This is a genomic window from Longispora albida DSM 44784 (assembly GCF_000379825.1).
Taxonomy (GTDB): domain Bacteria; phylum Actinomycetota; class Actinomycetes; order Mycobacteriales; family Micromonosporaceae; genus Longispora; species Longispora albida.
On sequence record NZ_KB903814.1, the window covers coordinates 412,764 to 438,708 of the forward strand.

21 protein-coding genes are annotated in these 25,945 nt (G+C 71.6%); 6 read left to right on the forward strand and 15 right to left on the reverse strand.

Features of this window, described 5'->3' with window-relative positions; all coding sequences use genetic code 11:
- Nucleotides 1–73: 73 nt before the first annotated feature.
- A complete protein-coding gene (locus tag A3G1_RS33405) occupies nucleotides 74–1,120 on the forward strand; it encodes a serine hydrolase domain-containing protein (RefSeq protein WP_157640942.1) in 1,047 nt (348 codons plus the stop codon).
- Nucleotides 1,121–1,175: 55 nt separating this feature from the next.
- Here A3G1_RS33405 and A3G1_RS33410 read toward each other — a convergent pair whose 3' ends face one another.
- A complete protein-coding gene (locus tag A3G1_RS33410; protein WP_018348579.1) occupies nucleotides 1,176–3,797 on the reverse strand; it encodes a S8 family serine peptidase in 2,622 nt (873 codons plus the stop codon).
- Complete coding sequence (locus A3G1_RS40355; RefSeq protein ID WP_157640943.1) at nucleotides 3,737–4,105, reverse strand: hypothetical protein; 369 nt, start codon at nucleotides 4,103–4,105, stop codon at nucleotides 3,737–3,739. Before A3G1_RS40355 ends, A3G1_RS33410 begins: the two co-directional genes overlap by 61 nt.
- A gap of 383 nt (nucleotides 4,106–4,488) precedes the next feature.
- On the opposite strand from A3G1_RS40355, the gene A3G1_RS0106085 reads away from it, so the two are divergent.
- From A3G1_RS0106085 to A3G1_RS0106110, 5 genes are all read left to right on the forward strand, one after another.
- Nucleotides 4,489–5,661: a zinc metalloprotease gene (locus A3G1_RS0106085; RefSeq protein ID WP_018348580.1), complete on the forward strand. Its 1,173-nt coding sequence runs from the start codon at nucleotides 4,489–4,491 to the stop codon at nucleotides 5,659–5,661.
- A 187-nt stretch (nucleotides 5,662–5,848) separates the two neighbouring features.
- A complete protein-coding gene (locus A3G1_RS0106090; RefSeq protein ID WP_018348581.1) occupies nucleotides 5,849–6,820 on the forward strand; it encodes a helix-turn-helix domain-containing protein in 972 nt (323 codons plus the stop codon).
- Between the two features lie 62 nt (nucleotides 6,821–6,882).
- On the forward strand, nucleotides 6,883–7,581 hold the full coding sequence (locus tag A3G1_RS33415; RefSeq protein WP_018348582.1) for a mechanosensitive ion channel domain-containing protein: 699 nt from the start codon (nucleotides 6,883–6,885) through the stop codon (nucleotides 7,579–7,581).
- A gap of 118 nt (nucleotides 7,582–7,699) precedes the next feature.
- On the forward strand, nucleotides 7,700–9,067 hold the full coding sequence (locus A3G1_RS0106105; protein WP_425411375.1) for a glycosyl hydrolase family 18 protein: 1,368 nt from the start codon (nucleotides 7,700–7,702) through the stop codon (nucleotides 9,065–9,067).
- Nucleotides 9,068–9,184: 117 nt separating this feature from the next.
- Nucleotides 9,185–9,643, forward strand: a complete 459-nt coding sequence (locus A3G1_RS0106110) for a YchJ family protein (RefSeq protein WP_018348585.1) — start codon at nucleotides 9,185–9,187, stop codon at nucleotides 9,641–9,643.
- Here the strand turns inward: A3G1_RS0106110 and A3G1_RS0106115 are convergent.
- The 13 genes from A3G1_RS0106115 to A3G1_RS0106185 all read right to left on the reverse strand — a co-directional run bounded on the left by A3G1_RS0106115 (nucleotide 9,618) and on the right by A3G1_RS0106185 (nucleotide 25,938).
- The gene (locus A3G1_RS0106115) at nucleotides 9,618–10,505 is read right to left on the reverse strand and encodes an AAA family ATPase (RefSeq protein ID WP_083936774.1); all 888 of its coding nucleotides are present in this window, start codon (nucleotides 10,503–10,505) and stop codon (nucleotides 9,618–9,620) included. The two genes, A3G1_RS0106110 and A3G1_RS0106115, sit on opposite strands and share 26 nt — an antisense overlap.
- Nucleotides 10,506–11,047: 542 nt before the next feature.
- Nucleotides 11,048–13,195, reverse strand: coding sequence for an ATP-binding protein (locus tag A3G1_RS33420; protein WP_051110445.1), 2,148 nt, complete (start codon nucleotides 13,193–13,195; stop codon nucleotides 11,048–11,050).
- A 51-nt stretch (nucleotides 13,196–13,246) separates the two neighbouring features.
- Entirely contained in the window at nucleotides 13,247–13,909 is a 663-nt protein-coding gene (locus tag A3G1_RS33425) for a response regulator (protein WP_083936809.1), read from the reverse strand.
- Nucleotides 13,887–15,413, reverse strand: a complete 1,527-nt coding sequence (locus A3G1_RS0106135; protein ID WP_018348589.1) for a polysaccharide deacetylase family protein — start codon at nucleotides 15,411–15,413, stop codon at nucleotides 13,887–13,889. The genes A3G1_RS33425 and A3G1_RS0106135 overlap by 23 nt, the downstream gene beginning before the upstream one ends.
- 11 nt (nucleotides 15,414–15,424) lie before the next feature.
- Nucleotides 15,425–16,597, reverse strand: coding sequence for a carboxylate--amine ligase (locus tag A3G1_RS0106140; protein WP_018348590.1), 1,173 nt, complete (start codon nucleotides 16,595–16,597; stop codon nucleotides 15,425–15,427).
- Complete coding sequence (locus A3G1_RS33430; RefSeq protein WP_018348591.1) at nucleotides 16,594–17,757, reverse strand: FAD-dependent oxidoreductase; 1,164 nt, start codon at nucleotides 17,755–17,757, stop codon at nucleotides 16,594–16,596. Before A3G1_RS33430 ends, A3G1_RS0106140 begins: the two co-directional genes overlap by 4 nt.
- A 16-nt stretch (nucleotides 17,758–17,773) precedes the next feature.
- Entirely contained in the window at nucleotides 17,774–18,952 is a 1,179-nt protein-coding gene (locus A3G1_RS0106155; protein WP_018348592.1) for a glycosyltransferase family 4 protein, read from the reverse strand.
- Between the two features lies 1 nt (nucleotide 18,953).
- Entirely contained in the window at nucleotides 18,954–20,414 is a 1,461-nt protein-coding gene (locus A3G1_RS0106160) for a hypothetical protein (RefSeq protein ID WP_040477668.1), read from the reverse strand.
- A 1-nt stretch (nucleotide 20,415) separates the two neighbouring features.
- Nucleotides 20,416–21,861 (reverse strand): hypothetical protein, encoded by a 1,446-nt coding sequence (locus A3G1_RS0106165; protein ID WP_018348594.1) that lies wholly within the window; start codon nucleotides 21,859–21,861, stop codon nucleotides 20,416–20,418.
- On the reverse strand, nucleotides 21,858–23,510 hold the full coding sequence (gene murJ, locus A3G1_RS0106170; protein ID WP_157640945.1) for a murein biosynthesis integral membrane protein MurJ: 1,653 nt from the start codon (nucleotides 23,508–23,510) through the stop codon (nucleotides 21,858–21,860). Before murJ ends, A3G1_RS0106165 begins: the two co-directional genes overlap by 4 nt.
- Nucleotides 23,500–24,168 carry a sugar transferase gene (locus tag A3G1_RS0106175; RefSeq protein WP_018348596.1) on the reverse strand — a complete coding sequence of 223 codons (669 nt, stop codon included), beginning with the start codon at nucleotides 24,166–24,168 and terminating at the stop codon, nucleotides 23,500–23,502. Before A3G1_RS0106175 ends, murJ begins: the two co-directional genes overlap by 11 nt.
- On the reverse strand, nucleotides 24,165–24,815 hold the full coding sequence (locus A3G1_RS42080) for an acyltransferase (RefSeq protein WP_018348597.1): 651 nt from the start codon (nucleotides 24,813–24,815) through the stop codon (nucleotides 24,165–24,167). Before A3G1_RS42080 ends, A3G1_RS0106175 begins: the two co-directional genes overlap by 4 nt.
- Nucleotides 24,808–25,938 (reverse strand): DegT/DnrJ/EryC1/StrS family aminotransferase, encoded by a 1,131-nt coding sequence (locus tag A3G1_RS0106185; protein ID WP_040477744.1) that lies wholly within the window; start codon nucleotides 25,936–25,938, stop codon nucleotides 24,808–24,810. The genes A3G1_RS42080 and A3G1_RS0106185 overlap by 8 nt, the downstream gene beginning before the upstream one ends.
- Nucleotides 25,939–25,945: the final 7 nt, after the last annotated feature.

The following is a 25,945-nucleotide window of genomic DNA, read 5'->3' on the forward strand; positions in this document are numbered from 1 at the left end:
GACGGAGAGGATCTCGGCGATGAGGCTTGCGAGAACAGCAGGGGCGGCCGGCTTGGCGTGCGCGGTGCTGGCGATGGGTATCCCTGCGCCCGCGATGGCCGCCGACCGGGTGACGCTGGGTGATGTCCAGCGGGCGATAGCGAACCTGGCGAAGATCGAGGGCGTGGTCGGGGCCATCGGGGAGGTGTACGTCGACGGCAAGCGGGCGGGCCACGGCTCGGCGGGGTCACGGCTGCTCGGCGGGCAGGGCGGGCGTATCCCGTCAGGCTCCCGGTACCGGATCGCGTCGCAGACCAAGATCATGGAGGCCACGGTCATCCTCCAGCTGGTCAGCGAGGGCAGGCTCGGGCTCGACGACCGGCTCAGCGACCTCCTGCCAGAAGTGGCCAAGCACGACTGGGTGGACCGATCATCGGAGATCACCGTGCGGATGCTGCTCCGGCACAGCTCGGGCATCCCGCAGTACACCGACAGCGGGCTGTTCGACACGTTCGACTTCACCACGTCCTACGCGCCGGTCGACCTGGTGAAAGCCTCCCGGACCGTGCCCCGCGAGGGCGAACCGGGCCAGGGGTACCGCTACTCCACCACCAACTACGTGCTGCTCGGCATGATCATCGAACGGGTGACCGGCAACGACCGGGCCGAGGAGTTCGAGCGGCGGATCTTCGCCCCGCTCGGCATGGACCGCAGCTACCTGGTCACCAGGGTCTCCGACCTCATCAGGGGCCCGCACGGTCACGGCTACTTCCCCGACCCGGCCAGCGGGGGCCGGCCCCGCGACGTCGACCGGCTCAACGGCACCGTCAGCACCGAGGCGGCCATCTCCACCGCGCGCGACGTCAGCGCGTTCTTCCGGGCGTTCACCCAGGGCAAGCTGCTCTCGCCGGAACTCCAGCGGCAGGTACCGAAGCCGTTCCCGACCCTGTGCGGCGGGACGGTGGCCGGCGTCGGCGGCAGCGCGCCCGGGATCAACTCCGTCACCTTCACCTCTGCCGACGGCCGGGTCCAGTTCGCGGTGGCCACCACCCTGAGCATCGACAACATGCAGACCAGGCCGCTGTCCGAGGCCACGGAGAAAGCCGCCGAGTCCGTGCTCTGCCCAGGAAAGAGCAAGTAACAGGGTGTACTGGCGAGTCCCTGATGGACAGCCGGGACTCGCCAGTGCCGCCCCGCTATCCGACGGACAGGAACGTCACCGCGTCCTCGTTCCCGTACGTGATGACGCCCAGCCACCGCTTGCTGGTGTCGAGCCCGGTCCAGCTGGCCGTGAGGGTGACCGGTACTCCGCTGGTCACCGGCACGCCCGAGGTGACGGACGCGTTCGGCAGGTCATCGGGGCCGACCACGAAGTTCGCCAGGTTGTACGCTGCCGGGCCGCCGGGCGTGACGAACCCGTTGACGTACACGTCGTACGTGCCCTCCGCCGGGTCGAGCAGGCTCACCTGCTCGTCGGCCGCGCCCGAGGCGGACTCGCTGACCAGCTCGCCGTTGAGGTACACGTACAGGTCGAGGTCGGCGGTCGCGCTGGTGGCGTCGAGGGAGAAGCGCACAGCCCTCGCGCCGGCGGGCACGACGACCTGGTGGCGCTTCGTGTCAGCGTCCACGACCGGGTTGCCCGGGTCGAACGGGCCAGCGGTGACGCTGCCTGGCACCGGCGTCGCGCCGGTCAGCCCCTGCAGCGTTGTGCTCAGCGTGCCGGTGAAGCCCGGCGTGACCTGGAAGTCCCTGGAGCCGCTGGCGCTCGCCGCCGCGTGGACCTCGGCCGGGGCTGCGACCGCGACCGGCTGCAACGCGATCGGGCTGCGGACGGTGTGCGTCCCGTCCGTCCACGTGAGGGAGCCGGTGGACCAGGTGCCCAACGGGGCGTCTGTCCGCGTGAACATCACCGTGAACTCCTGCTCGGCCCCCGGCGCGAGCGTGAACTGGGACGGCGTGACGGTGATGTCGAAACCAGGAATGGAGGTCGAGGCCGTGTACGTCGCCGGCGCCGGGCCGACGTTCTTCACGCGCCGGGTCACGCTCTCCACGCCCGCCAGCTTGCCGATCGCGATCGACGCCTGGTTCAGGTTGGACGCGGTGATCGGCGGCAGGGTGTTGTACGGCGGGCTGAACGTGGCACCGAGCCCGACCAGGTAACCGCGGTACTCGCTGGCGGTCGCCGGGTACACGAGGCCGGGGTCGGCCGCGCTGTTCGGGACGACGAACCCGGCGCCCTGCGCGAACGGGTCGCTCGCGCTCGACACGGTGTCCCGCGCGCTCGTCATCATCGCCGACTTGATCTCCGACGGCAGCCAGCCGGGGTGCCGGGCCTTCAGCAGCGCGCCGATGCCCGCGATGTGCGGGGACGACATCGACGTACCCGACATGAAGTCCCAGCCGCGACTGTGGTTGGACGGCGGGGCGACCGCGGCCACGACGTCGACGCCGGGTGCCGCGATGTCGGGCTTGAGGATGTCGCCGCCGGTCGTGGTCGACGGGCCGCGAGAGGAGAACGCCGCGATCTCGGGTACCTGGGGCGCGGCTGCGAGCTCTGCCGGGGTCAGCGGCACGAGCTTCGCGGTCGCGCTCGCGCCGGCGGTGGTGGCGTAGTCGAGGATCGGCTGCCGGGCGTTGTGGCTGACGTGCACCGAGGGGATCGGGTGGTAGTCGCCGTTGAGCGAGTTCTCCGAGGTGTTCGTCAGGATCATGCCGACGCCGCCGGCCCGCCTGACCTCGAAGCTCTTGGCGATCCGGTCGACCGCGCCCCGGTCACACTGGACGATCTTCCCTGCCGTCTTGGCCGGGTCGAGCGAGTCGGGGAAGCACAGCGCGGCGTTGGTGTTGGCCACGTCGGGAAGCTTCACGCTCAGCGACGTGACGAGCGAGGTCGCGGTGGGCAACGGCGGAGTCGTCGAGACGCCGACGTACCGTGTCCCGTTGCCCAGTTCGACAGCCTGGAACGACCGGCGGAACGTGGCGGCGGCCACTGTGGTCACCCACGGCGCCGGATGGTCGAGCGTACTGCCCCCCGGACCGCTGTTGCCGGCCGAGTTCGCGACGTAGACGTTCGCGTTCGACGCGGCGCGGAACGCCTGGGCGACGGGGTCGAACACGTCCGACTCGGAGCCGCCGCCGATCGAGTAGTTGATCACGTCGACGCCGTCGAGCACCGCGTCGTTGACGGCCGCGACGCTGTCGGAGTTGAAGCAGCCGGGATCGACGCCCGGCTTGCCTTCCCAGCAGACCTTGTACGCCGCCACCTTCGCGCCCGGGGCCATGCCGGAGGCGGTACCGATAAGGGTGCCGTCGATGGTCGCGCTCGTGCCGTGGTTCCCGGCGGCCGTGGACGCGGTGTGCGAGCCGTGGCCGGAGCCGTCCCGGGCGGACAGGTAGTCGGCGTTCGCGACGTTGCGGCGGCCGAAGCCCTGGAGGTAGTACCGGGCACCGATCAGCTTGTCGTTGCACGTCCTGGCCGGGAACTGCTCGCCAGCCACGCAGGCGCCGTGCCAGCCCGCCGGTACGGAAATGCCGGTACCCCCGGCGAACGCCGTGCTCTCCGGCCAGATGCCACTGTCGATGACACCGACGACGACTCCGGCGCCCGCGCCGGCCGCCCCGCCGAGCTGCGACCAGATGCCACCGGCCTCGCCCAGCCCGAGGAACGCGGGCGAGAGGGTCGTCTCCGGCTTGACGAGCCGGTCTGCGGACAGGCGCACGCCGGGCTGCTGGGCGACGGCGCGGGCCTGCTTGCGGGTCAGGTACGCGACGACACTGTTGTTCGTGATCGTGAAGTCGTAGAGCTTCTCCGCGCCCACGCCGGACAACAGCGCGTCGTGCTTGCCGGTGAGGTGCTGCCGCCAGCGCTCTGGACCGCCTGGGAGTCAGGATCGATCTTCTTACCTGGCTGCGGCCGGGTCGCCGCGAACCCCTGCGCGTACCCGTCGTAGCTCGCGACCGGCTCGTCGGCGAAGCTGATGATGTACCTGCCGTCCCCGAGCTTGGCCGCCTCGGCCGGATCGGCGCTCGCCGCGCCACCCGCCGCGACCAGGCCAGCCCCCAGCAGCGCGATCACGGCGGCGGCGGACAACGCGCGCCCGCCGGGGAGATGTTTGCTTGCCGGCATCCTCAGCCCTCGCAATCTCGCATGTGTGCCCGAAGTAGCCGGACATGACAGCCCATGCGCATTATGCACACCCTGCCGGGAACTTTGTCCCAGAACGCGGGGCTTGGCCAGGCCGGTGCCGGACATGACGGCCGCTCACCGTCCACACAGGACCATGGGTCGCTGGCTGGCCGGCGGAGACGCCGCAGTACGCCGGTGTCATTCACACGCAGATGACCAGAGTGTGAACATCCCGGTCCGCCGTTTCCAGACATTGTCTGGTTCTCCCCTGCCTTCGGATCGATCGCCGGCCCTACGCTGCCGCGACCAGGAACCGCCCGGACCCGCCGTGAGGCACCGTCCCGGCCGGCCACCTGCACCCCTCGAACCGAAGGAACCGCGACATGGGAAGAAGACCACGCAGCCGGCGTCTGCTCGCGATCGGCGCGAGTTCGATCGCCCTGGCGGCTGCCCTCGCCAGCGCGGCGACAGCACCAGCCACCGCAGCCCCGCCCACCGCGTCGATCGAGATCGCGACCGACACGGACGGCGACTCGCTGCCGGACGCCTGGGAGACCAGCGGATACGACGCCAACGGTGACGGCGTTATCGACGTCGACCTGCCCGGCATGGGGGCGAGCCCCACCAAGAAGGACATCTTCGTCGAGATGGACTACATGAGCGGGCGCCTCGCGTCCGCCACGGCGCTCGACCGGATCGTGGCGGTGTTCGCCGCGGCCCCGGTCAGCAACCCGGACGGCACGACGGGCATCAGGCTGCACCTCGACGCGGGCTCGGCGCGCGGCGCCACGTACAACCTGGGTGGGGGCAACGAGGTCCCCTACGACAGCAACCTGCAGCCCGCCGAGTCGCAGACCCTCAGCATCAAGTCCGCCCACTTCGACGCCGACCGCGCGGCGGTCTTCTACTACATGCTGTGGGCCGACGACTACGACGGCAGTTGCAGCAGCGGCAACGCCTTCGCGATCCCGAACGACACGTTCATCGTGACGATGGGCCCGCGGTGCGACTGGACCGTCACGGAGGACATGAACGTCGGCACGTTCATCCACGAACTCGGGCACAACCTCGGGCTGCGGCACGGCGGTGTGGACCACACCAACTACAAGCCCAACTACCTCAGCGTCATGAACTACTTCTTCCAGTTCAACGGTGTACCCAAGGCGGCAGGCGGCGCGTACTTCGGCTACTCGGACTTCGCCCCGCCGGCCCTGAACGAGGGCAGCCTGCGCGAGGGACTCGGCCTCAACAGTACCGAGGCCGCCGCGTGGAAGACCAAGTGGAAGTGCCCGAACGGCACGACCCGCACGACCACCGGAACCGCGAACGGCGCCATCGACTGGAACTGCGACGGCGACACGACCGACACCGCGCGGACCGACGTCAACGACGACAACCGGATCAGGACCCTGACGGCGCAGGACAACTGGGCGTCGATCGTGTTCGGCGGCGGAAGTGTCGGCGGAGGCGGAGCGTCCAAGGGCGTGCGGACCGACGAGGGCCTGAGCGAGATGACCAAGCAGGACTGGCTGAACGCACACCGTCACGGGCACTAGTCCCTGACCCTTCGGAAAGCCTGCCGCGGTTGCCTCATGGGCGGCCGCGGCAGGCTCGTGCGCTGGTCACGTGGTTGACCGGGGCTCATCCGGGGCCTAGGGTCTCGATACCGGTTGCTCTGGTCTGGTTCCTGGGCACCGGCGGCGCCGCGGGGGGCGAGTTCATCATCGTGCCCCAAGGAGACCGATGGCCTACCTGCTGGAAGCACTCGGCATCAGCGCCGTCGAGGACGCCGTCTACCGCGAACTGCTGCGGCAACGGCAGGCCAACGCCGCCACCCTCGCCACGGCACTGTCACTGCCGGCCGAGGACATGGCGGCGGCACTCGAAGCCCTGCTCGAGTACGGGCTCGCCAAGCGCGCGGCGTACGGCTGCCCTGACTACGCACCCGTCGACCCGGATCTCGCCGTCAACCAGCTCATCCAGCAACGCCGCCGCGAGCTGCACGACCTCCAGCTCAAACTCGACGACCTCACCGCGGACCTCCGGCGCGCCGAGCCGCCCGGCGCCGGGAGCCCCGTCGAGGTCCTGCGCGGCCCGGACGCGATCTCCCGGACCCTCACCCTGCTGCCCAGCATCGCCCGGCACGAGATCCTCATGATCGACTCTGCGCCGTACCTGGGGCTCCGCCCGCTCCCCAACGACCCCGAGCTGAAGGCACTCCAGCGCGGGGTCGCTGTCCGGTGCGTCTACCACCCGTCGGCTATCGCGGAGCACGACGCGCGCGAGTTCATGCAGGAGTGCACCAGCGCCGGCGAGCAGGCACGCCTCCATCCCCACGCCGGCCCGAAGATGACGATCGCCGACCGGGAACTCGCGATCGTGCTCGCCTCCTCGGTGAATCCCGACCCGGAGGTACGGCTGCTGGTCCGGCCTTCTCCCCTGCTCGACGCGCTGGTCAGCACGTTCGAGAGCCTCTGGGAACGCTCAGCGCCGATCGAGTCGCCCGGCCAGATCGCCGACCTGCCCGAACGCGACCGGCAACTGCTGTCCATGCTGGCCGCCGGCATGAAGGACCGGACCATCGCCCGCACCCTCGGCGTCACCGAGCGCACCGTCGGCCGCCGCGTCACGGAACTCATGCAGCGACTCGACGCCGGGACACGGTTCCGGGCCGGAGTACGAGCGGTCCAGCAGGGCTGGATCCCCGCCGAGTGAGCTGACCGTCACTGCTGCCCCAGCCGCAGGTTTGGCCCCGCGGGGTGTGGGTAGGGCCGTAGATGACGTTCGCACCCCTGACCAGCCATGCCCGCCGCGCCTTCCGGAACCTGTGGCGGCCTCTCGCACTCGTCTCGGCAGCACTCGCTGTCGCCGTGCTCGTGCCGGCCTGGGGCGACAGCCGGTCCGGCCGGATCGCCGACAAGCTCCTGGCCGTCGGCGGAGCCCTCGTGTTCCTGATGACGGCCATGACCGCGACCTTCGCGATCGCCAGCCGGGTCCGCAGGCTGGCCGAGGTCGCCCTGGGTGGCGCGCACGCCGGCGTACTGCGCCTGATCGTCGTCCTCACCGGCGGCCTGGTCACGCTGCTGACCACCCTCGGCCTGCTGTCCGTACCCATCGGGCAGCTCCTCCTCGGCGGCGCCCTCACCGGGGTCATCGTCGGCATCGCCGGCCAGCAGACCCTGGCGAACCTGTTCGCCGGCATCGTGCTGCTCGTCGCGCGCCCCTTCCGCGTCGGCCAGGTGGTACGCCTGTCCTCGGGTGCCCTGGGTGGCGACTTCGACGGCACAGTCACCGAGATCGGCCTCGCGTACGTCCGCCTCGAAGCCGAGCAGGGCACACTCGCCGTCCCCAACAGCCAGGTACTCAACGCCGTCGTCAGCCCGCAACCCGGGCCCAGCACCGCGCCCGGAGGAGCACTGTGGAGCCGGATCCGGCACTACCGCAGGAGCCCTCCACCAGCCGGCACGAGCCGCTAGGTCCACGTGCCGACCTGAGCCGCAGCGGTAGACATCGATAGCAAACCTTACTAACAATTACCCTCATGCAGAACCCTCCATCCCCCGTCCACCCCGAGGACACGCCATGAGGCTCGCAGTGAGACCACCACGGTGGGCTGTCGCGCTCTTCGCCAGCCTCGCGATGACCCTGCTGACCGCCGTCGTCACCGCCCCCACCGGACAAGCCGGGGTACCGGCGGGCATCGCCGTGCCGTGTACCGCACCGCCCTGGGCAGAAGGCGTGCCATACACCGCCGGATCCAAGGTCACGTACCAGAAGCGGCTGTACGAGGCCCGGGTCGCGCACACCCCGCCACCCGGCGCCGGATGGAACCCGGTCGCCGCCGCGTCACTGTGGAAGGACCTGGGAGCGTGTGACGGCACGAGCAGCCCGTCACCCTCACCCTCCCAGTCGCAGTCGCCGTCCCCGTCGCCGAGCCCGTCCCCCTCGCAGTCACCATCCCCGTCCCCGTCCCCCACGGTCAGCCCGACCAGCTCGCCCGGTACTGACGTGTGCCCGGTGAAGCCCAGGCCTGCCGGGAAGGTGCTCCAGGGGTACTGGGAGAACTGGGACGGCGCGTCCAACGGCGTGCACCCGCCGTTCGGCTGGACACCGATCACGGATCCGCGGATCAGGCAGCACGGGTACAACGTCATCAACATGGCGTTCCCCGTGATCCGTTCCGACGGCACCGTCCTGTGGGAGGACGGCATGGACGCGACAGTGAAGGTCGCGACACCGGCCGAGATGTGCCAGGCGAAAGCCGCCGGGCTCACCATCCTCATGTCGATCGGCGGGGCCACGGCCGGCATCGATCTCAGCTCCAGCACGGTCGCTGACCGGTTCGTCGCCACGGTGGTGCCGATTCTCAAGCGGTACAACTTCGACGGGATCGACATCGACATCGAGACCGGCCTCACCGGCAGCGGCAACATCAGCAGCCTGTCGCCCTCCCAGGCCAACCTGATCAGGATCATCGACGGGGTGCTCGCCCAGATGCCGTCCAGTTTCGGCCTGACGATGGCTCCAGAGACGGCGTACGTGACCGGTGGCAGCGTCACCTACGGCTCGATCTGGGGCTCGTATCTGCCGATCATCAAGAAGTACGCCGACAACGGGCGGCTGTGGTGGCTGAACATGCAGTACTACAACGGCAGCATGTACGGCTGCGCCGGCGACTCCTACCAGGCCGGGACGGTGCAGGGCTTCACCAGGCAGACCGACTGCCTCAACCAGGGGCTCGTGATCCAGGGCGTCACGATCAAGGTGCCCTACGACAAGCAGGTTCCGGGGCTGCCCGCTCAGCCCGGGGCCGGCGGCGGCCACATGTCCACATCGCTCGTGTCGCAGGCGTGGAACACCTACAGCGGCGGGCTCAAGGGCCTGATGACCTGGTCGCTCAACTGGGACGGTTCCAAGAGCTGGTCCTTCGGCGACAACGTGAAGGCGCTCCAGGGCCGGTAGTCGTGGCGGGTACCCGCAGCCTCCCAGCGGGTACCCGCCACCTGGTTCGTGCCGGAGCAGGTCAGTGGTGCTAGGTTCCGGGATGAGCGGTACGAACGGGGTGACCGGCGGAGCGGAATGAGCGGCATGAGCGGCGCGAACAGCCTGAGCGACAACAGCGAGAACCCCAGGAATGGCAGCCCGTCCAGCGCCCTCTGCCCGTGCGGGCTCGGGGAGGCGTACGAGAACTGCTGCGGCCGGTTCCACACCGGACAGGCAGCGCCGACCGCCGAACTGCTCATGCGATCCCGGTACAGTGCCTTCGCCGTGCGGGACGAGGCTTACCTGCTGCGGTCGTGGCACTCGAGCACGCGGCCACGGCGCGTCGAGTTCGATCCGGGTACCGAGTGGATCCGGCTCATCGTCCTCGGCACCACGGGCGGAGCGCTGTTCGACGCTGAGGGCACCGTGGAGTTCCAGGCGCGGTACGTCGAGGACGGTCAGCGCAGCGTGCTCCGCGAGAACAGCCAGTTCGTGCGCGAGAACGGCCAGTGGGTGTACCTGGGCCCGGTCACGCGGGGAGCACCGGCAGCCTGATCCCGTGCTCGGCTTCCCAGTCCGCGAACGGTCCCGGCCGCGCACTCAGGCCAGCGAAGAGTTCCTCGGCCGTCCTCTCGCTCACCCCGTCACCACCGCCGGCGGGCTCGCCGGCTTCGGCACCCAGCGACGCCTCCACCAGGGTGTGACCGGCTCGGAGGGCTTCGGTCAGCACGCGTTCCCCGGACAGGACGAAGAAGTGGGGGCGGGCGTAGCCGAGGAGCAGCGGCCCTTCCCGCGGCGTTCCCGCCCCGCCGGGGAAGATCCGCGCCGGGTCGATGAACAGCGCCGTCCTGGACCCGCCGCCAGGGTACTGTTCCGCGATCCGGTTCACGATCTCCTCCGGCCGGGCCCGGGTACTGTCGCACACCAGGTCGTAGTTGCGCAGCCGGGTCTTGTCGGCTCCGTACCGGCTGAGGAACCGGAACCGCTCGCTCTCGCTCCGGCTGGCCAGCCGCTCGGCGGCCGAGCGGTAACTCTCCACAGTGTCCGCTGGCCGGCCGAGCACGCGGACGGCCGCCACGCCCGGCTCGGTGATCAGGTGCACTTTCAGCGCGTCCTTGAAGAAGAACCAGGCGAGCCGGCTGTCGACGATCAGATCCTCGTCCGAGGCGGCCAGGTCACTCTGGAGCTGGTCCACATAGGAGTCGACCTTGTCGTCGAGCTCCGCGTGGAGATTGAGCTGGAGGGCGGTCATGCCGCGTTCCTCAGCCATCTGCCGGTAGAGGTCGCCGACGCTGACCCGGCGGAGGCCGAGGCGCTCACCGAGGCGCACCGACACGGTGCTCTTGCCACTGCCCAGGTCACCATTGATCACTACAGATCGATGCCGGGTGTCACCGCTCCGGCCGGAGATCGCCATGACCCAGCCTAACCGGGGCCCTGGCCGCCCGCCGTCGGTTCAGCGTCGCCTGTCACTGGCCGAAAGGGTGAAAAGGATGAACCGGCCGGAGGCCCAAACCGGATCGCGGGACGAAATCGCGTTGCCCGCCCGTTCCGGCCCGCCGTAGCGTGTGCCGGGAACCAGCCAGCCCCGCACGCCAGGCACCGGCGAAGGAGGAGACATGCGAGCGCACGCCATCACGATGCCCGTCACGCACACGATGCCCGCGCCGGGCATGCCCTGCCGCGAAGCCGGGCCGGGCCCGGACCGCCAGCGCTGACTCGCTGACTGAGCGGCCACCGCCTCCCCGGTACCGGATAGGGCGGTTCTTCTGTGTTTCGTTCGTGATCTTTGCGCTGGGTGCGCACGCCCCGCCCGTGACGCCTGGGGACATCGGCGGGGGTTCGCTACCGTGCGCGCCCCGGCGGCCGGCCGGCCCAGCCTGCTGGCCGGCCGCCCCTCTCGCACTCCAGCGGGAGCATCAGCCGCCCGGATCGTCACCGGGGCCTGCGACCATCCTGTTACTTCTGCCGGGCGCGGTGGCGGCCCTTGTCCCGGTGGGAGAGCTGCAGCGTGAAGGAGAACCGGCTGCCGCCGCCCTCGTTCTCCGCCGCCATGATCATGCCGCCGTGCCGCTGGACGATCCGGCGGCAGATCGCCAGCCCCAGGCCCGTGCCGCCGTACGGCCCCTCGGTGTGCGCCCGGTGGAACTCGTCGAAGATGGCCTCGTACTGCCCGTCCGGGATGCCCAGCCCCCGGTCGGCCACCTCGATCCATGTCCAGCCGGGCCGGTCCGGGCGGACCGTCAGCGTCACGTGGGCCGCCTCGCCGGGGGCGGTGTACTTGACGGCGTTGCCGAGCAGGTTTCCCAGGAGCTGGCGCAGCATGCCGAAGTCGCCACGGACGACCGGCAGCTCGCCGATGTGGATCTCCGGCTCTGGCTGCCCGGGCGCCACGCTCACCCCGCCGGCCACCTCGGCCGCCAGCGCGCGCAGGTCCACGTTCGTGATGTTGAGGGCTGCGTCCTGTGTGGTCACGTACTCGAAGAGGTCGTGGATCAGGCGGGTCATCCGCTGCGCCCCGGCCGTGATGTTCGTCAGCGGCTCGCGCAGGGCCTGGGGGTCGGTGATCCCGGCGTCGACGGTCTCCGAGAGCAGCTCTGCGTACCCGGCGACGACGGTGAGCGGGGTGCGGATCTCGTGTGCCACGAGCCCGGCGAACGCCGTCAGGTCGGCCTCCTGGGCCTTCTGCGCCGTCACGTCACGGAACACCGCCACCGCGCCCGGCTGCTCGGCTTCGGAGCCGAGTGGCCGGCCGCTGACCGAGATGCGCACGCCGTTGGGCTGGCCGGCGTTGCGAATCAGCATCTCCACGCCGTCCGTCGGCTCGCCTTCCAGCGCGCGGATCAGCGGCTGCTTCTCCACCGGGAACGGTGCGCTGCCGTCCGGCAGGTAGATGCCGTAGTGGGCCTGCCAGGCGTCGGGCCGGTTGACGTTGAGGTCCACGCCGAGGATGCGCTTGGCCGCCGGGTTGTGCAGGATGTACTCCCCGTTGGCATCGACCACGGCCACCCCGTCGCTGATGCTGTTGAGCACCGCCTCGGTCAGGGTCGCCTGGCTGCGTGCCTCCGCTTCGGCCTCGCGGAGCTGGCCGGTGGCCTGCTCGACCCGGTGCTGGGCGCGGGAGCGGCCGGTCGCCAGGACGTACACGAGGCCGGCCAGCAGGAGGCTCGCGATCGTCCCGCCGCCGGCCACCGTGGCGGGCAGCGCGCTGGTCGCACCGGGGATCTCGCTGCTGGGGGCGCTGACCTCCAGCCCCCACGTGTTCTGGGCGACGGAGAACTCGACGTGCCGGTGCATGTCGCGCTCGCCGGGGACGAGGGCCGCCAGGCCCGCCACGCTGACCGGTTTGCCGGCCGCGTCGTGGTCGTGGAGCATCACGTCGACCGACAGGTTCTCGGAGACGCGCTTGATCGTGCTGCCGACGAAGTCCTTGCCGCGCAGGCCCATCAGCACCCAGCCGCGGAAGTCGCCGGCCGAGCCGAACACCGGTGCCGTGATGATGAAGGACAGCTGCCGCTGGCCCTCGGGGAGGTTGCGGTCGCGGAGCAGCAGGTACGTGTTGGAGATCGCCACCGCCTTCGAGTCCCGGGCCCGGGTGAAGGCCTGCAGTGGTTCCGCGAGCTGGCTGACGTCGGTGCCGACGACGGCTGGCGGGCCACCGTCGAGCGGCTCGGAGTAGATCGTGAAGATGTGGTCCTCGCCGGTACCGACCGGCTTCAGTTCCAGGGTGGGCGCGCCGCGCGTGCGCCACAGCTCCTGTACCTGCGGGATCTGGCCTGTCGTGGCCGGCACCGCGAGGGCCAGTGAGGTGGCCCCGGAGATCCGCATGGTCCGCAGCGGCCCGGTGAGCTGGGCGAACTTGGCGGCGTCCAGCGTCTCGACCGCGCCCGCCCCGGCGGCGACCGTCTGGAGTGTGTCGACGTACCGGCGGGTCTCGGTCGTGACGGCCTCGGTGACCAGCTCCGCGCGCCGGGTCATCTGGCTGTCGGCCGCCTGCCGCTGGTCGGAGTCGAGCACGGCGGCCACCCCGAGCGCTCCGGCCGATCCGATCAGCGCGACAAGGGCGCTCATCACCAGCGCCGACCGGATGTACCTCGCTGGCCGCAACCCTGCCTCCTCGTCACACAGCACTCTCGCGGCAGTACTATATGCGGCTTTCTATCGCATTCCACTCTTCCGGGCGAGTGCCACTGCCTCCAGGACAGAATGGCAGCCCAGTTTGGACAGTATGTTCTGGGTGTGGGTACGAGCCGTGTTCGAACTGATGTGCAGCCGGGCCGCGATCTCCGCCCGGCCCAGCCCGTCCACCATGCACTGGAGGACCTCGCGCTCGCGCACGGTCAGCACGGCGAGCGGGTCGCCGTCCGGGCCCTGCCTGCCGGTCAGCCGGTCCAGCACGTCCGCGAGCAGCCGGGGCGGGACGGACGCCTCGCCGCGCGCCACGCTGCGGATCGCCTCGACCAGCTCTGCCGCGTGCGCTGACTTGGGCAGCCAGCCGTCGGCCCCGGCCCGGAAGGCCGCGACGGTCAGCGCCGGGTCCTCGGCGGCGGTGAGCATGATGACCTTGGTCCGGGGGTACCGGGCGCGGATGGTGGCGAGCAGGCCCAGGCCGTTGCGCTCGCTGTGCTCACCAGAGGCCGTGTAGGACTCGCCGAGGTACAGGTCGAGCAGGACGACGTCGGGGTCGCCCAGGCTGATCTCGGCCAGCGCCCTGCCACTGCCGGACGCTACCGGCAGGACCTCGATGTCCGGCTCGATGGCCAGCCGGGCCGCGAGTGCCTCCGCGAACACGGGGTGGTCATCGACGAGCAGGACGCGCATGCTGCCCACGCCCTCCAGTATTCGTGTTGCCGGCCGCCGATGCCGCAGGTACTCCTGGTTCAGCGAATGGCTCGGCGAACAGGAGCCTGCCTTCCGCCGCGGCGGGTCCCGACACCCGCCATCCCCCGCGTGACAGCGCCACGCCCGACTGGGCCCGCCGCCGCCACCACGCGCTGACCTGTGCGGGCGTGGCCCACCACGCCTCGGTGTCTCCGGCGGCGGAGTCGAGCAGCTGGCGGTAGCCGCCGGCCACGCGCGGGTCGCCAGCGTAGTCCGGGTGGGTCAGGACGAGCATCATGCCGCCGCGTTTGCGGATCTCCGTCGCCTTGGTCAGCCACACCTGCGCGTCGCTGTGCCCGAGGATCGTGAAGAGGGTGTGGTCCTGCGGCTGCGTGATCGGCAGCTCGACCATCGTCCCGTTGAAGAAGGGCAGGTAGCTGCACGTGCCGCCCGGCGTCGGCTCGTAGGGGGCCGTGTCGTGGTACGACATGTCGTGCTCGAAGCCGAGCATCGGCATCCACGACCAGTTCCGCTGGGTGGCCGGCGCCCGGAATCCGGTCGCCTTCCACCGCTGGGCGTAGGCGCGCATGGCGGGCAGCCGCTTCCTGAGCTGCCGCAGCGACCCGAGGTCACGGCCGTCGTGCCTCAGGCCGTGCACGCCGATCTCGCAGCCTTCCGCCCTGAGCCGATCGAGAAGATCATTTTCCACTGTGTACCGGAGCGGCACGAAGTTCCAGCCCGAAGGCCGCCCCGCCGCCCGTTCCGGCGCGCGCAGCAGTTCGATGTCGCGGCACCCTCCGGCGGTCTCGACGTCGTGGGTGAGGACGATCGCCCAGGAGTACCCGGCCGGCCAGGGCGCGAGCCACGGCACGGGCCGCCCGGCGAAGTCGGCGACGAGCCGGAAGAGCCAGTCGTAGAAGTCGTGCAGCGCGGTCTCCACCGGCCACGCCGGGAACTCGGGCCGCTGCTGGAACCGCGCGAACATCCGGCGCGCCGCGATCTGCGCCGCTCTCGGCAGCAGCGGGCGGATTCCGTAGTACCCGCGTACCAGGGCCGGCCGCAGCGCCCGCCGCAGCGCCGGCTGCCCGATCCCTTTGTAGCCCTCGCTCCAGTACTGGTGCATCACCTCAGCCGGGTCGAACGGCAGGAACACGTTCCCCGCGCCGTCCCGCCACACGGCAGCCACCTCCCGGCCGCCGGCGCCGGTGACCAGCTCGGCCTTCCGCCAGCCGCCCTCACCCCAGCCTGCCAGGAACCTGCGGGCCACCCGGTCGCCCGTCACGTGCCCGAAGACCGGGAAACGTTCCATCGCGTACCGGCCGGGTAACGCCTCCCGCACCGCCGGCCCGCGTACCGGGTCCACGACCGGCCACACCAGACTCGGCCCGCCCTGGTCCCCCGCCAGCCACAGCCGCCCGAACGCCGACCCCGGGCGGGCGGAGGTGAGCCGGTAGGGCACCCGGAAGTAGTCGAAGAACCCGAACGAATGGCTGCTGGCGAACATCTCGGCGCCCCTCACAGTCCACGCTTGACGGCCAGGTACGGCAGGAGTGCGATCTCGTAGAGCGCGGGCAGCGGGTCGGCCCACGCGAACACGGCCTCGGTGTCGATCGTCCGGAGCGTCGCCAGGTACGAGCGGGTACGCAGCCGGCCGGCCTTCCAGTCGGCTGCGGCGTTCGGCAGGTCGGTCACGAGCCGGGCCCAGCGCACGCCGGCCCTGGCCCGCACGGGGCGGACCGGCAGGCCGATCTGGTCCCGGTACACGAGCCAGGGGAAGTCGGCGCCCGCCGCGCGGCCCAGCGTGTGGTAACCCCAGGTCCGTGCGTTCACGTCGAGCAGTTTGAACTCGCCGTCCCGCGGATCGAGCTTGTACTCCAGTTCGACGAGGCCGTAGTAGCCCATGGCCCGCAGGAAGGTCACCGACGGCTCCTCCAGCAGCGCCGGGTCCACGCTCTCCACGAACGTGCTGGCCCGGCCGAAGTCCGAGGGATGCTGGCGCAGCCGCCTCGCCGCCATGCTCGCGACCGGCTCACCGTCCCTGAAGAACGCGCAGTAGGCGTACTGCTGCTCTCCCCCGCCCGGGATCATCTCCTGCACGATCACCTCGCCCGGGGCGATGGCCGCGGCCTTCCGGTAGATCTCCCGCAGTTCTTCCGGGCCCTCAGCGCGCCAGGCCTTCACGCCGGTCTCGTAGAAGAAGTGCTCCTTGATCGCAGGCTTGACCGCATACGGGCCAGCCGAACCGTCCACGTGCGACAGTGCGGCCTCGTCCTCCGGGTACCACGACTGCGGGATCGGGATGCCGAGCTTGGCGGCCAGCCGGTACGTCTCGCGCTTGTCCCACGCGATCCGCACGCTGTCCCAGTCCGGTGCCGGGATCCGGAAGTGCCCGCCGAGCTCCGCGCGGTTACGGGCCAGCGCGGCCACGATCTCCTCACGGGTCGGGTAGAGCACCCAGCCGCGCAGCCCGTACCGCGCCCTCAGCCCGGCCAGCGCCGCCAGCACGCCCCGGTCGTCGCGCAGGCTCGGCACCCGCACGGCGTGCCGGGCGTAGCGGGAGGCCACCGAGATCGAGTGCTCGTCGTCGGCCACGATCACCGGCACGCCGTGCCGGCCGAGGCTGCGCACGATCCCCAGCCCCTGGTAGTCGCCGCCGAGCACGACAGCACCCACGGTCCCCGCCGTCACCTCCGCCTCCCCGTGACGGCGGCCGTCAGGGCGTGGCTGGCGTACCAGGTACCGGAGACGAAGCGGTTGATCGGCCCGTAGCTCCACGCGGCCGGCGCGCCGAGGAAGTGCAGGCCCGGCACCGAGGACTCCATGCCGGCCCGCAGGACCGGGTAGCCGCGTTCCTGCCGGATCCCGCCCAGCAGCTCCTCGGACAGGAACGTGTACCTGGCGAGGTCCACCTGGTACCCGGTCCCGTAGATCACGTGGTCCACCACGCGCGTCGTGCCGTCGTCCAGCTCGATGATCACTCGGTCCCCGGCCGGCACCGCCCCGCGCAGCCGTCGCCCGAGCCGGATCGGCACACCCTCCAGCCGGCTTCGCAGCCACAGGGCGCCGGCTGGCCGGATCGCCCGGTACGCCAGCTTGTCCTGGAGGTCCCTCGGCAGTCTCCGGAACAGCCACGGCGCCGACACGACGCGCGACAGTCCCATCGGCCCGACATCGGTCGGCGCGTACACCAGCGGCGAGAGCCGGCCAAGCTTCTTCTGGTACCGGCCGCCGTGCAGCCAGTTGATGTGATCGGCGCGCACCAGTACCTCCGGGCTGGCCCCGCCCTCCTTGAGCAGCGCGGCCGCCTCCAGCGCGCTCTGCCCGCCGCCGATCACGAGCACGTCCTGCCCGGCGAACTTGCCGAGGTCCTGGTGCTCGCCGCTGTGCGAGGCGCACCAGGCCGGCAGGGTGGCCGGGAGGTCAGGACGACGGGCGAACGGGCCGATGCCGGCCGCCACCACCACACGGCGCGCGGTGACCCGCTCGCCGTCGTCCACGGTGACCCTGAACCCGTCCTCCGACCGGGCGACCCGCACCACGGGCCTGCGGTCGACGTCGGGGGCCACCTGCTCCGCGATCCAGTCGCCGTAGTCGATGAAGTCCTCCAGCGGCACCGGGCGGGTCACCCGGCGGCCGGTGGCTGTCACGTACGAGTCGAGCGACAGCGGCCCGTCGTGCTCCACGATGGACGTCGCCGTCCAGTTCGACCGGAGCAGCATTCCCTTCGGCATGCCGCGCCACATGGACATCGGCTCCCCGAACACGCGGACGTCGGCCCCGGCCCGCCGTAACTGTGCTGTCGCGGCCAGCCCGTACGGGCCGGCTCCCAGCACCACCACATCCGTCATGACAGCCTCCCTGGGCCTATGGTGTGCGGCCTGTGGGACTGAGGGCACTGAACACCCTCAGGTAGGCCTCCGCCTGGTGTTCCCAGGCCAGACGAGTCTCGATCCGCTGCCGCCCGATCCGGCCCATCCGCTCCAGGCGCTCCGGGTCGGAGAGCAGCTCGTCGACCAGCCGCGCCAGGCCTGCCACGTCACCGGGGGCCGCGTAGGCGGCGGAGTTCGCGGCGACCGCCCGAGTCTCGCGCAGGTCGAAGGCGGCGAACGGCAGGCCGAACGCCATGAACTCCAGCCCCTTCACCGGAGAGACGATGTCGTCGAGGTTGGGCTCGATGCCCAGGTCAGCCGTTGCCACGTAGTCGAAGGCCTCGTCCTGGCTGAGCCAGCCGGGGAAGGTCACCCACCCGGTGATCCCGAGGCTCGCCGCGAGTTTCTCGGTCTCCTCGCGGGCGTCGCCGTCCCCGACGAAGGCGAACTGGCAGTCGGTACGGCCGAGCACGGTCACCAGGTGGTGCACCACGCGCATCGCGAGCCCGAGCTGGTCCTGCGGGCCCATCATGCCGACCCAGCAGCACAGGTGTGCCCGGCCCTGGCGCAGCGCCGGTACCGGTGGCCGCATCCGCATGTCCGTGAGCGCCGGCCCGTTGCCGATGACGGTGATCGTGCCGGGGCGCAGGTTCCCGGTCGCCGCCGCGTACTCCTTCGCCATCTCGTTGACGGTGAGCACGTGGTCGGCGGCCCGGTAGCTGGACCTTTCGAGCCACAGCAGCAGCCGGTGCACCCCGCCGCGGTGGCCGTACCGGCGCTCGTACAGGAGCGGCGACTGGTCGCGCTGGTCGAGGATCAGCGGCACACCGAGCATGCGCAGCGGCGCGCCGATCGTGAAGTAGATGTCGGGGGTGCTGGCGATCTGGAGCACGTCGAACCGGTCGGTCAGGTACAGCCGCCCGGCGCGCCACGCGGCCATCAGCCACGAGTACCCGTACTCCACCGCGTATCCCAGCGCTCCGCCCCGGCTGCCGACCTGCGGGTACTCCAGCAGCCGCACGCCTGGCACCAGGCCGGCGTTGCCAGGGTCGCGCGGGCAGATGACCGTGACCCGGTACCCGGCGGCGAGCAGTGCCCGGGCCTGCCTGCGCAGGCGGGTGTCCCTGCTGAGCGGAACGCTCTCCACCATCATCAGCACGTGCGGGGCGGCCATGTCAGTGCGCCCTGATCGTGACGCCGTCGATCACGGTGACCGGGGGCATCTCGTCGGCGGGTGCCTTCCAGAACGACTCGCTGATCCACGGCAGCCTGCGGTGCCAGCCACCAGCGTCCAGCACGCACCCGGTCACCGGAGCCGCCTCGTCCAGCCGGGCGACGGCCTGCGTCACGTCGCCCCGGCGTGACCGGCGTTCCTCCCCCAGGAACAGCACCAGGTCGGCATGCGAGGCGAGCACCTCGGCATACGCGCCGTCCAGTATGGATGGTCCGGCGATGACCACGTACGGGGCCTCGTGCCGCAGCATGGCCAGCAGCCGGCCGAGTTCCGGGTCGTTGACGGTGCGGAAGTCGTCGGGCGCGCCCGGCGGGATCGCCCGCAGGCCGAGCACCCGGGTCGCCGTGACGGTCTCCGCCAGCCCGGCCCGCCCGGCCAGCACGTCGGTCAGCCCGGCGGCCTCGCTTACCGCGCCCAGGCCAGCGTCGAGGGGCTGCGCAGGGTCCGCGCCGACCAGCAGCACCTGGTGCCCGCTGTGGGCGATGGCAGCCGCGAGGTTCGCCGCGAGCACGTTGCGGTGTTCCCTGCCCGCGCTGGTCACCAGGATCATCCGGGCCGCGCCGTTCCCCAGGTTGCCGAACCGGAGTTCCAGGTCGCCGGTCCTGCCGCGCGCCGCCGGGGTGGCCGGCCAGTAGTCCTGGTTCTCCGCGACCCGTAACAGCCGGGCCAGCAGGTCGTGGTACGCGCGCTCCGGCGGCGACCCGGGGCTGTGCACGACCGGCACGTGCCCGGCGACGGCCGGCTGCCGGTACCGGAAGGGAGGGATCACGCCGAGCAGCGGCGCACCGGTCAGCTCGGCGAGCTGCCGCGGGCTGCGTACCCGGTCGTCGAGGCGGCGGCGGGCCAGCGCCGTCACGGCACCGATCCCGACTCCCACCACGAGCGCGGCTGACAGGTCGACCGCGTGGTTCGGGCTGACCGGAGTCTGCGGCAGCGGGGCCTGCGTGATCACCTCGGCGGCGGACGTCGCCGTCGCGCCGGCCTGGGCCTGCTTCTGTCCATTGCGGACGGCCACGTACGCGGTCGCGACGGCCTGCGCCCTGCGCTGCGCGTCGCCGGGGTCCTCGCGGGTGGCCGCGATCCGCAGGACGGTCGTGTCGACCGGTACGGTCACGGACAGCCCGCCGCCCATGTCCTCCGGCGTGACGCCGAGCCGGCTGGCCGCCTGGGTCAGCACGGCCTGCGAGGTGGCGATGGTGCGCTCGGTACCCATGTCCGGCGCCAGGTTCGGCGAGGCCGAGATCGTGACGAGGACGTCGGCTGCCGAGCGGTAGAGCGGAGTCCGGCTCCACGAGTACGCAGCCGCGCCGATCAGCACGGCCGCTGTGATCAGGCCGATCCAGCCCGCGCTCGCGAGCAGCCGCCGGGCGGAGCCGGAGTTCACATGCGCTGCCTGTGCCATCTCAGGCACCCCCTCGTGCGGTGGTGGTGGTGTGGCCGGTCCGGGCGAACCCCAGGCCGGCGAGGGCGAGCATGCCGAAGAACGCGTCGGCTGAGCCCCGGTACGTGAGGTGCGGGTCGAAGGCCATCAGCACCGTCAGGGACAGCATCGCGGCGAACACGGCCGTGGCCGCGGCCCCGCGCGGGCCTGCGAGGGTGGCGCGGGCACTCCGCCAGGCCGCGCCGAACACGGCTGCGGAGAAGTACAGGAAGGCGGCCAGCAGCGGGATCCCGCCGCCCCACAGGAGCCAGGTGTGCCCGCTCTCGATCCACGCGTAGCCGGTGATCTCGCCCCGCACCGGCACCCGGGCGCTGGGCCGGACGCCGAGCACGAAGTTCCAGTTCGAGAACAGCTCCGGCCAGAAGTGGGTCCGCAGGTTGTTCAGGCGGCCGACCCAGCTCTCCGGGATGCCCGACGCCGACTGGAACCCGCTCAGCCTGCGCTCGATCACCGGGCGGAGCAGCGGGTACGCGGCCAGGCCTCCCAGCACCGCCGCGCCGATCAGCTTCGGCCGGGAGGTGACGACGGCCAGTCCCGCGATGCCGATCAGCAGGCCGAGGGTGCTGGAGAACTCGCCGGACGACGCGGCTCCGACCGCGAAGAGCAGCCCGAGGGCGGCCAGGATCATCCGGTACCGGCCGTCACCGGCCCGCACCAGCAGGCCCCACGCCACGCCGAGGTTCAGCACCATGAGGTCGGCGACCGCTCCGGGCAGGCCGAGCGTGGAGGCGCCCTGGCCGGTCCGGTGCTGCGCGGCCTCACTGTTGCCCAGCGCGAGACTGATCCGGTCCATTTTCTCCGGTACCCCGAAGAGGCCGACAGCCTGCGGGATGGCGATCAGGGCGACCAGCGCCGCCGTGCCCATCGACACCCACAGCGCCCGGCGGACCTGCTCGCCCGTCTTCACGGCCACGCGGACGATCACGTAGAGCCCGAGGAACTTCCACAGCACCAGCGCGTGCAGCACGTCGTCGGTGTCGATCGGCCTGCTCTGGACGGCCATCCAGGTCAGCGGGAGCACCGAGCTGGCGATCGCCATGAGCACGACGCCCAGCTCCACTCTGGACAGACGCGGCCAGCGCAGCGTGCCGTCCCACCGGAGGAACCCCCTGGCCGCGAGCGTCGCGCCCGCGAGCAGCAGGATCGCCTCGCTCGGCCGGAGGACCGGGATGATCGCGTCGCGCTCGATCCCGCCCAGGATCGGTGTCAGCCCGATCAGGCCGTACGCCGCGACGGCTGGCCGGACCCAGATCACAGCCGCGCACAGCCCCGCGACGCACGCTCCCAGTAGCAGGAGAGGCTGCCAGGCGACCAGCACGCCGAGCAGCACGGCACCGGGCACGCCTGCCACGGTGAGCAGCCGGCGCGCGGGATACGGCCGGTACCTGAGGTACTCGACGGTGCTCACGACCGCCCCCGCAGGCTCTTGAACCCGCCGGCCACCAGCGCCAGCTCGGGGGCGCGCAGCAGTACCTGCACGGCCAGGAACAGCCCGGCCGCGACACACACGGCGGCCAGGAGCCCGGCTCCGGTACCGAGCGGCGCGCCGACCAGGTCCGGCACCGTCACCGACGTCAGCCAGGCCGGCCCGGCCAGCACCACGGCACCGGCCGCGGTCCGCCCGGCCGAGGTCAGCAGCTTGCGGCGGGCGGGCGCGCGGTCACGCCAGATCCGGGTACTGAGGACGATCGCGGCGGCCACCGCCCCGGCCGAGTACGCGAGGCCGAGGATCGCCAGCACGGCCGTCCCCTCGGCCGGCAGCGCCAGGCTCGCGACCGTCAGGCACGTACCGGCCCCGACGACCGTCGACCACAGCGGCGACCGGGTGTCCTCCCGCGCGTAGCTCGCGTACGTGCTGATCGAGAAGATGGTCTCCCCGATGACAGCCGCAGCGAGACCGGCCAGCGCGGCGGCGATCAGCGCCGTGCCGCCCGGCCCCATCCGGCCTGCCGAGACGAGCCCGGCGAGCGGGCCGGCCATGACGAAGTAGATGACAGCGACGGGGACCGTCACGAACAGTCCGAGGCTGAGCCCACCCGCGAGGGTGCCGGCGAACCCGGCTCGGTCGCCGTCCCGGTGCATCCGGGCCAGCCGGGGTAGCGCCGCGAGCGCGAACGGTACCGCGCCGAGCGCGTTGATGACGTAGCAGAAGCTCAGCGCGAGCTGGAACGCCACGACCCCGCCCGGCACCCGGTTCGCGATGGCGAGCAGCACCACGAGCTGCCCGGCGGCCAGCGCGGCCTGGATCACGGACGGCACGGCCCGGCGGATCAGCGTCCTGGCTTCCGGGTCACGCCAGCCGGCCCTGGGGACGAGCGTCACACCGGCCCGCCGGGCACCGGCCCACTGCACGGCCGCGTGGAGGACGACGGCCAGCGTGGTACCGATGCCCAGCGGGACTATCCGGCTGGGGTCTCCGATCGCCAGGAGCACGGCGATGATGCCCAGGTTCTCGATGGCCGGAGCCCCGGCCGCGAGCGCGAACCGGCGGTGGGCGTTCATCACCGCCACGGACGTGGCGACGACGGCGTAGCAGAACAGCTGCGGGACGAACAGCGCCAGCAGCACCCGGGCCTGGCCCTGCTGCCCAGCGCCCAGCGCCAGCGGCCCGGCGAGGACGGTGACCGGGACGAGCACGGCCAGGCCCAGCCAGGCGACGCCGAGGAAGCCGCCAGCGAGCCGAACGGATCCGGCCCGGTCTCCGAGGTCGATGGACTTCACCAGGGCCGGGACGAGCAGCGAGGAGAACAGCGCCCCGCCGAGCAGCCCGTAGAACACGAGGTTCGGCAGGGAGTTCGTGAACTGGTACGTGTTGCCGAAGAAGGTCGGGCCGAGGACCGCGCCGATCACCGCGAACCGGAGCACGCCGGTCGCCCGGCTGAGCGCGGTCCAGCCCGCGACGGCGATCGAGTCGCCCGTCACCGCGGCTGCGGTGTCGGCCCGGCTGCTCATCGCGGTGCCGGTCGCCGGGTTCGCGGCGCAGACGGGCACCGGGACGGCCGCACGCAGCCACTGGCGCCCCGCCGCAGGTACAAGATGATGGGTTTCACTGCGCACCCACCCGCAGGATCACGACCCGGACGGTCCTGGCCAGGATCAGCAGGTCGAGGGCGAAGCTGCGGCGGTCGACGTATTCGAGGTCGAGGTCGAGGCGCTCGGTCAGCGTCTTCTGGTTGCGCCCGCTGACCTGCCACAGCCCCGTGATGCCCGGCAGGACGGCGAGCCGGCGGCGGTAGGCACCCGGCATCATGTCCAGTTCCCAGTCGAGCATCGGGCGCGGGCCGATCAGCGACATCTGTCCTCTGAGGACGTTGAACAGCTGCGGCAGTTCGTCGATGCTGGAGGCCCGCAGCCACCGGCCGGCGGCCGTGACCCTCGGGTCACGCAGGACCGGCGGCTTGTCCTGCTGGAGTTCCTGGGCGACGAAGTCACGGAGGATCTTGTCGTCGCAGCCGGCGGTCATCGTCCGGAACTTGTACATCTCGAAGGGCCTGCCGCCCAGGCCCAGCCGGTACTGCCGGAAGACAGCCGCACCCGGCGAGGTCCCCCGGACGACCAGCCACGCCGCCAGCAGCACCGGCGACAGCACGACCACGAGCAGCGCCGCGAACGTCAGGTCGAAGGCCCGCTTGCCCACCGCTCCCGGCCGCACGTCCATCCACCCCGGGGCGGCGTGCCGCCCGACGTGGTTACCGGGGATGCGGTAGGTGGTCATGACCGGACCACACCGTTGAGTAACCGGTAGCGGCTGGCGGACTCGGGTTCCGGCGCGACGCGGTGCTCGATCGCGGTCAGCCCGGCGACCTCGCCGTGCACGACGGCCGGGTTGCCGTAGGCGACCATCCCGGCGGCGATGTTGCGGGACACGACAGAGCCGGCCCCGATCAGGGCGCCTGCCCCGATCCGCACGTACGGCAGGATCGTCACGTTGACGCCGATCTGGGCGCCGGGGCCGATCGCCGGACCCGCCATCAGCTCGGCGGAGGACGGCTGACCGGGATAGAGATCGTTCGCGAGGGTCACGCCCGGCGCGAGGAAGGCGTCCTCCCCGATCTCCGTGTACTGGGCGATGTAGCAGTTCGCGTGGATCTTCACCCGCGCGCCGATCCGGCAGCCGTAGTCGACCACGGTGCCGGTCCACACCGACACGTCGTCGCCGAGCACGCAGTCCTCCCGGATCACCACGTGGTGCCCGGTCTCCAGGCCCGCTCCGATCCGCGTGCCCAGGTAGAGGACGGTGCCGCTGCGCAGCCGGGCACCCGGCCCGAGCGACAGCCCGCGCGACTCGCCCCTGGCCGGCGCGTAGCCCAGGATGACCCCGGGGTCGGCGTGGAGCCCGGTACCGATCTGGATCTCAGTCATGGGACTCGTCCCCTTCCGCGCCCAGTACCTCGCGCAGCTGCTTGCAGACCCGCGCCACCGTGTCGGCGGCCAGGTGCGGGAACATCGGCAGCGACAGGACCTCGCGGGCGGCGTGCTCCGCGACGGGCAGCGGGCCGGTGGCGTACCGCTGGAATGGTTCCTGGAGGTGGCACGGCACCGGGTAGTGGACGCCGGTCTGCACGCCGGCCTCGGCCAGTTTCCGCTGCACCCGGTCGCGGTGCGGCACCCGCACGACCGCCAGGTGGTACGCGCCGGCGCCGCCAGCCGTCTCCTCGACCATCCGGACGGGCGTGTACTCGAAGGCGTCCCGGTACCAGCCGGCGATCTCCCGCCGTGAGGCAGCCCAGGCGTCGAGCAGCGGCAGTTTCGCGCTCAGCACCTCGGCCTGGATGGCGTCGAGCCGGCTGTTCATGCCGAGCAGCCCGTGCACGTAGTGCGAGCCGGCCACCCGGCCGTGCTCACGGAGCGAGCGGATCCGCGCGGCCAGCTCCGGATCGGAGGTCACCACGGCACCCGCGTCGCCGAAGGCACCGAGGTTCTTGCCCGGGTAGAAGCTGAAGCAGCCGGCCTGCCCGATCGACCCGGCCCGCGCGCCGTGCCAGGACGCGCCGTGCGCCTGGGCCGCGTCCTCGATGACGGCCAGCCCGTGGTCGTGCGCGACGCGGCTCAGCGCGGTCATGTCTGGCATCTGCCCGTAGAGGTGGACCACGATCACGGCCTGCGTCCGCGGCGTGATCGCCGCGCGCAGCGTCTCCGGCGTGAGCAGCAGCGTCTTCGGGCTCACGTCCGCGAAGCGCGGGGTCGCGCCGGCCAGGACGACAGCCTCGGCCGTCGCGATGAACGTGCTCGCCGGGACGACCACCTCAGCCCCGCGCCCGATCCCCAGCCCGATGAGCGTGAGCAGCAGCGCGTCCGTCCCGTTGCCGACGCCCACGGCCTCGGTCGTGCCGCAGTAGGACGCCCAGGCCTGCTCGAAGTGCTCGACGGACGGGCCGCCCACGAACTGGCCGCTCTCCAGCAGCCGGTCCCAGCCGTAGCGGACCGCTGGGCGGACCTCGGCCGTCATCGGATACAGATCCAGGAACGGCACCAGCTCGGACATGACGCTC

What these genes read in the sequence shown, in the direction of transcription:
- A3G1_RS0106175 (WP_018348596.1), bottom strand. Translation starts at nt 24,168, where the DNA reads ATGACCACCTACCGCATCCCCGGTAACCACGTCGGGCGGCACGCCGCC.
- A3G1_RS0106110 (WP_018348585.1), top strand. Translation starts at nt 9,185, where the DNA reads ATGAGCGGCATGAGCGGCGCGAACAGCCTGAGCGACAACAGCGAGAAC.
- A3G1_RS33415 (WP_018348582.1), top strand. Translation starts at nt 6,883, where the DNA reads ATGACGTTCGCACCCCTGACCAGCCATGCCCGCCGCGCCTTCCGGAAC.
- A3G1_RS0106085 (WP_018348580.1), top strand. Translation starts at nt 4,489, where the DNA reads ATGGGAAGAAGACCACGCAGCCGGCGTCTGCTCGCGATCGGCGCGAGT.
- A3G1_RS0106115 (WP_083936774.1), bottom strand. Translation starts at nt 10,505, where the DNA reads ATGGCGATCTCCGGCCGGAGCGGTGACACCCGGCATCGATCTGTAGTG.
- A3G1_RS0106135 (WP_018348589.1), bottom strand. Translation starts at nt 15,413, where the DNA reads ATGTTCGCCAGCAGCCATTCGTTCGGGTTCTTCGACTACTTCCGGGTG.
- A3G1_RS0106185 (WP_040477744.1), bottom strand. Translation starts at nt 25,938, where the DNA reads ATGTCCGAGCTGGTGCCGTTCCTGGATCTGTATCCGATGACGGCCGAG.
- A3G1_RS33405 (WP_157640942.1), top strand. Translation starts at nt 74, where the DNA reads ATGGGTATCCCTGCGCCCGCGATGGCCGCCGACCGGGTGACGCTGGGT.
- A3G1_RS33430 (WP_018348591.1), bottom strand. Translation starts at nt 17,757, where the DNA reads ATGACGGATGTGGTGGTGCTGGGAGCCGGCCCGTACGGGCTGGCCGCG.
- A3G1_RS0106160 (WP_040477668.1), bottom strand. Translation starts at nt 20,414, where the DNA reads ATGGCACAGGCAGCGCATGTGAACTCCGGCTCCGCCCGGCGGCTGCTC.
- A3G1_RS40355 (WP_157640943.1), bottom strand. Translation starts at nt 4,105, where the DNA reads ATGCCGGCAAGCAAACATCTCCCCGGCGGGCGCGCGTTGTCCGCCGCC.
- A3G1_RS33425 (WP_083936809.1), bottom strand. Translation starts at nt 13,909, where the DNA reads ATGCGCGTCCTGCTCGTCGATGACCACCCCGTGTTCGCGGAGGCACTC.
- A3G1_RS0106090 (WP_018348581.1), top strand. Translation starts at nt 5,849, where the DNA reads ATGGCCTACCTGCTGGAAGCACTCGGCATCAGCGCCGTCGAGGACGCC.
- A3G1_RS0106155 (WP_018348592.1), bottom strand. Translation starts at nt 18,952, where the DNA reads ATGGCCGCCCCGCACGTGCTGATGATGGTGGAGAGCGTTCCGCTCAGC.
- A3G1_RS42080 (WP_018348597.1), bottom strand. Translation starts at nt 24,815, where the DNA reads ATGACTGAGATCCAGATCGGTACCGGGCTCCACGCCGACCCCGGGGTC.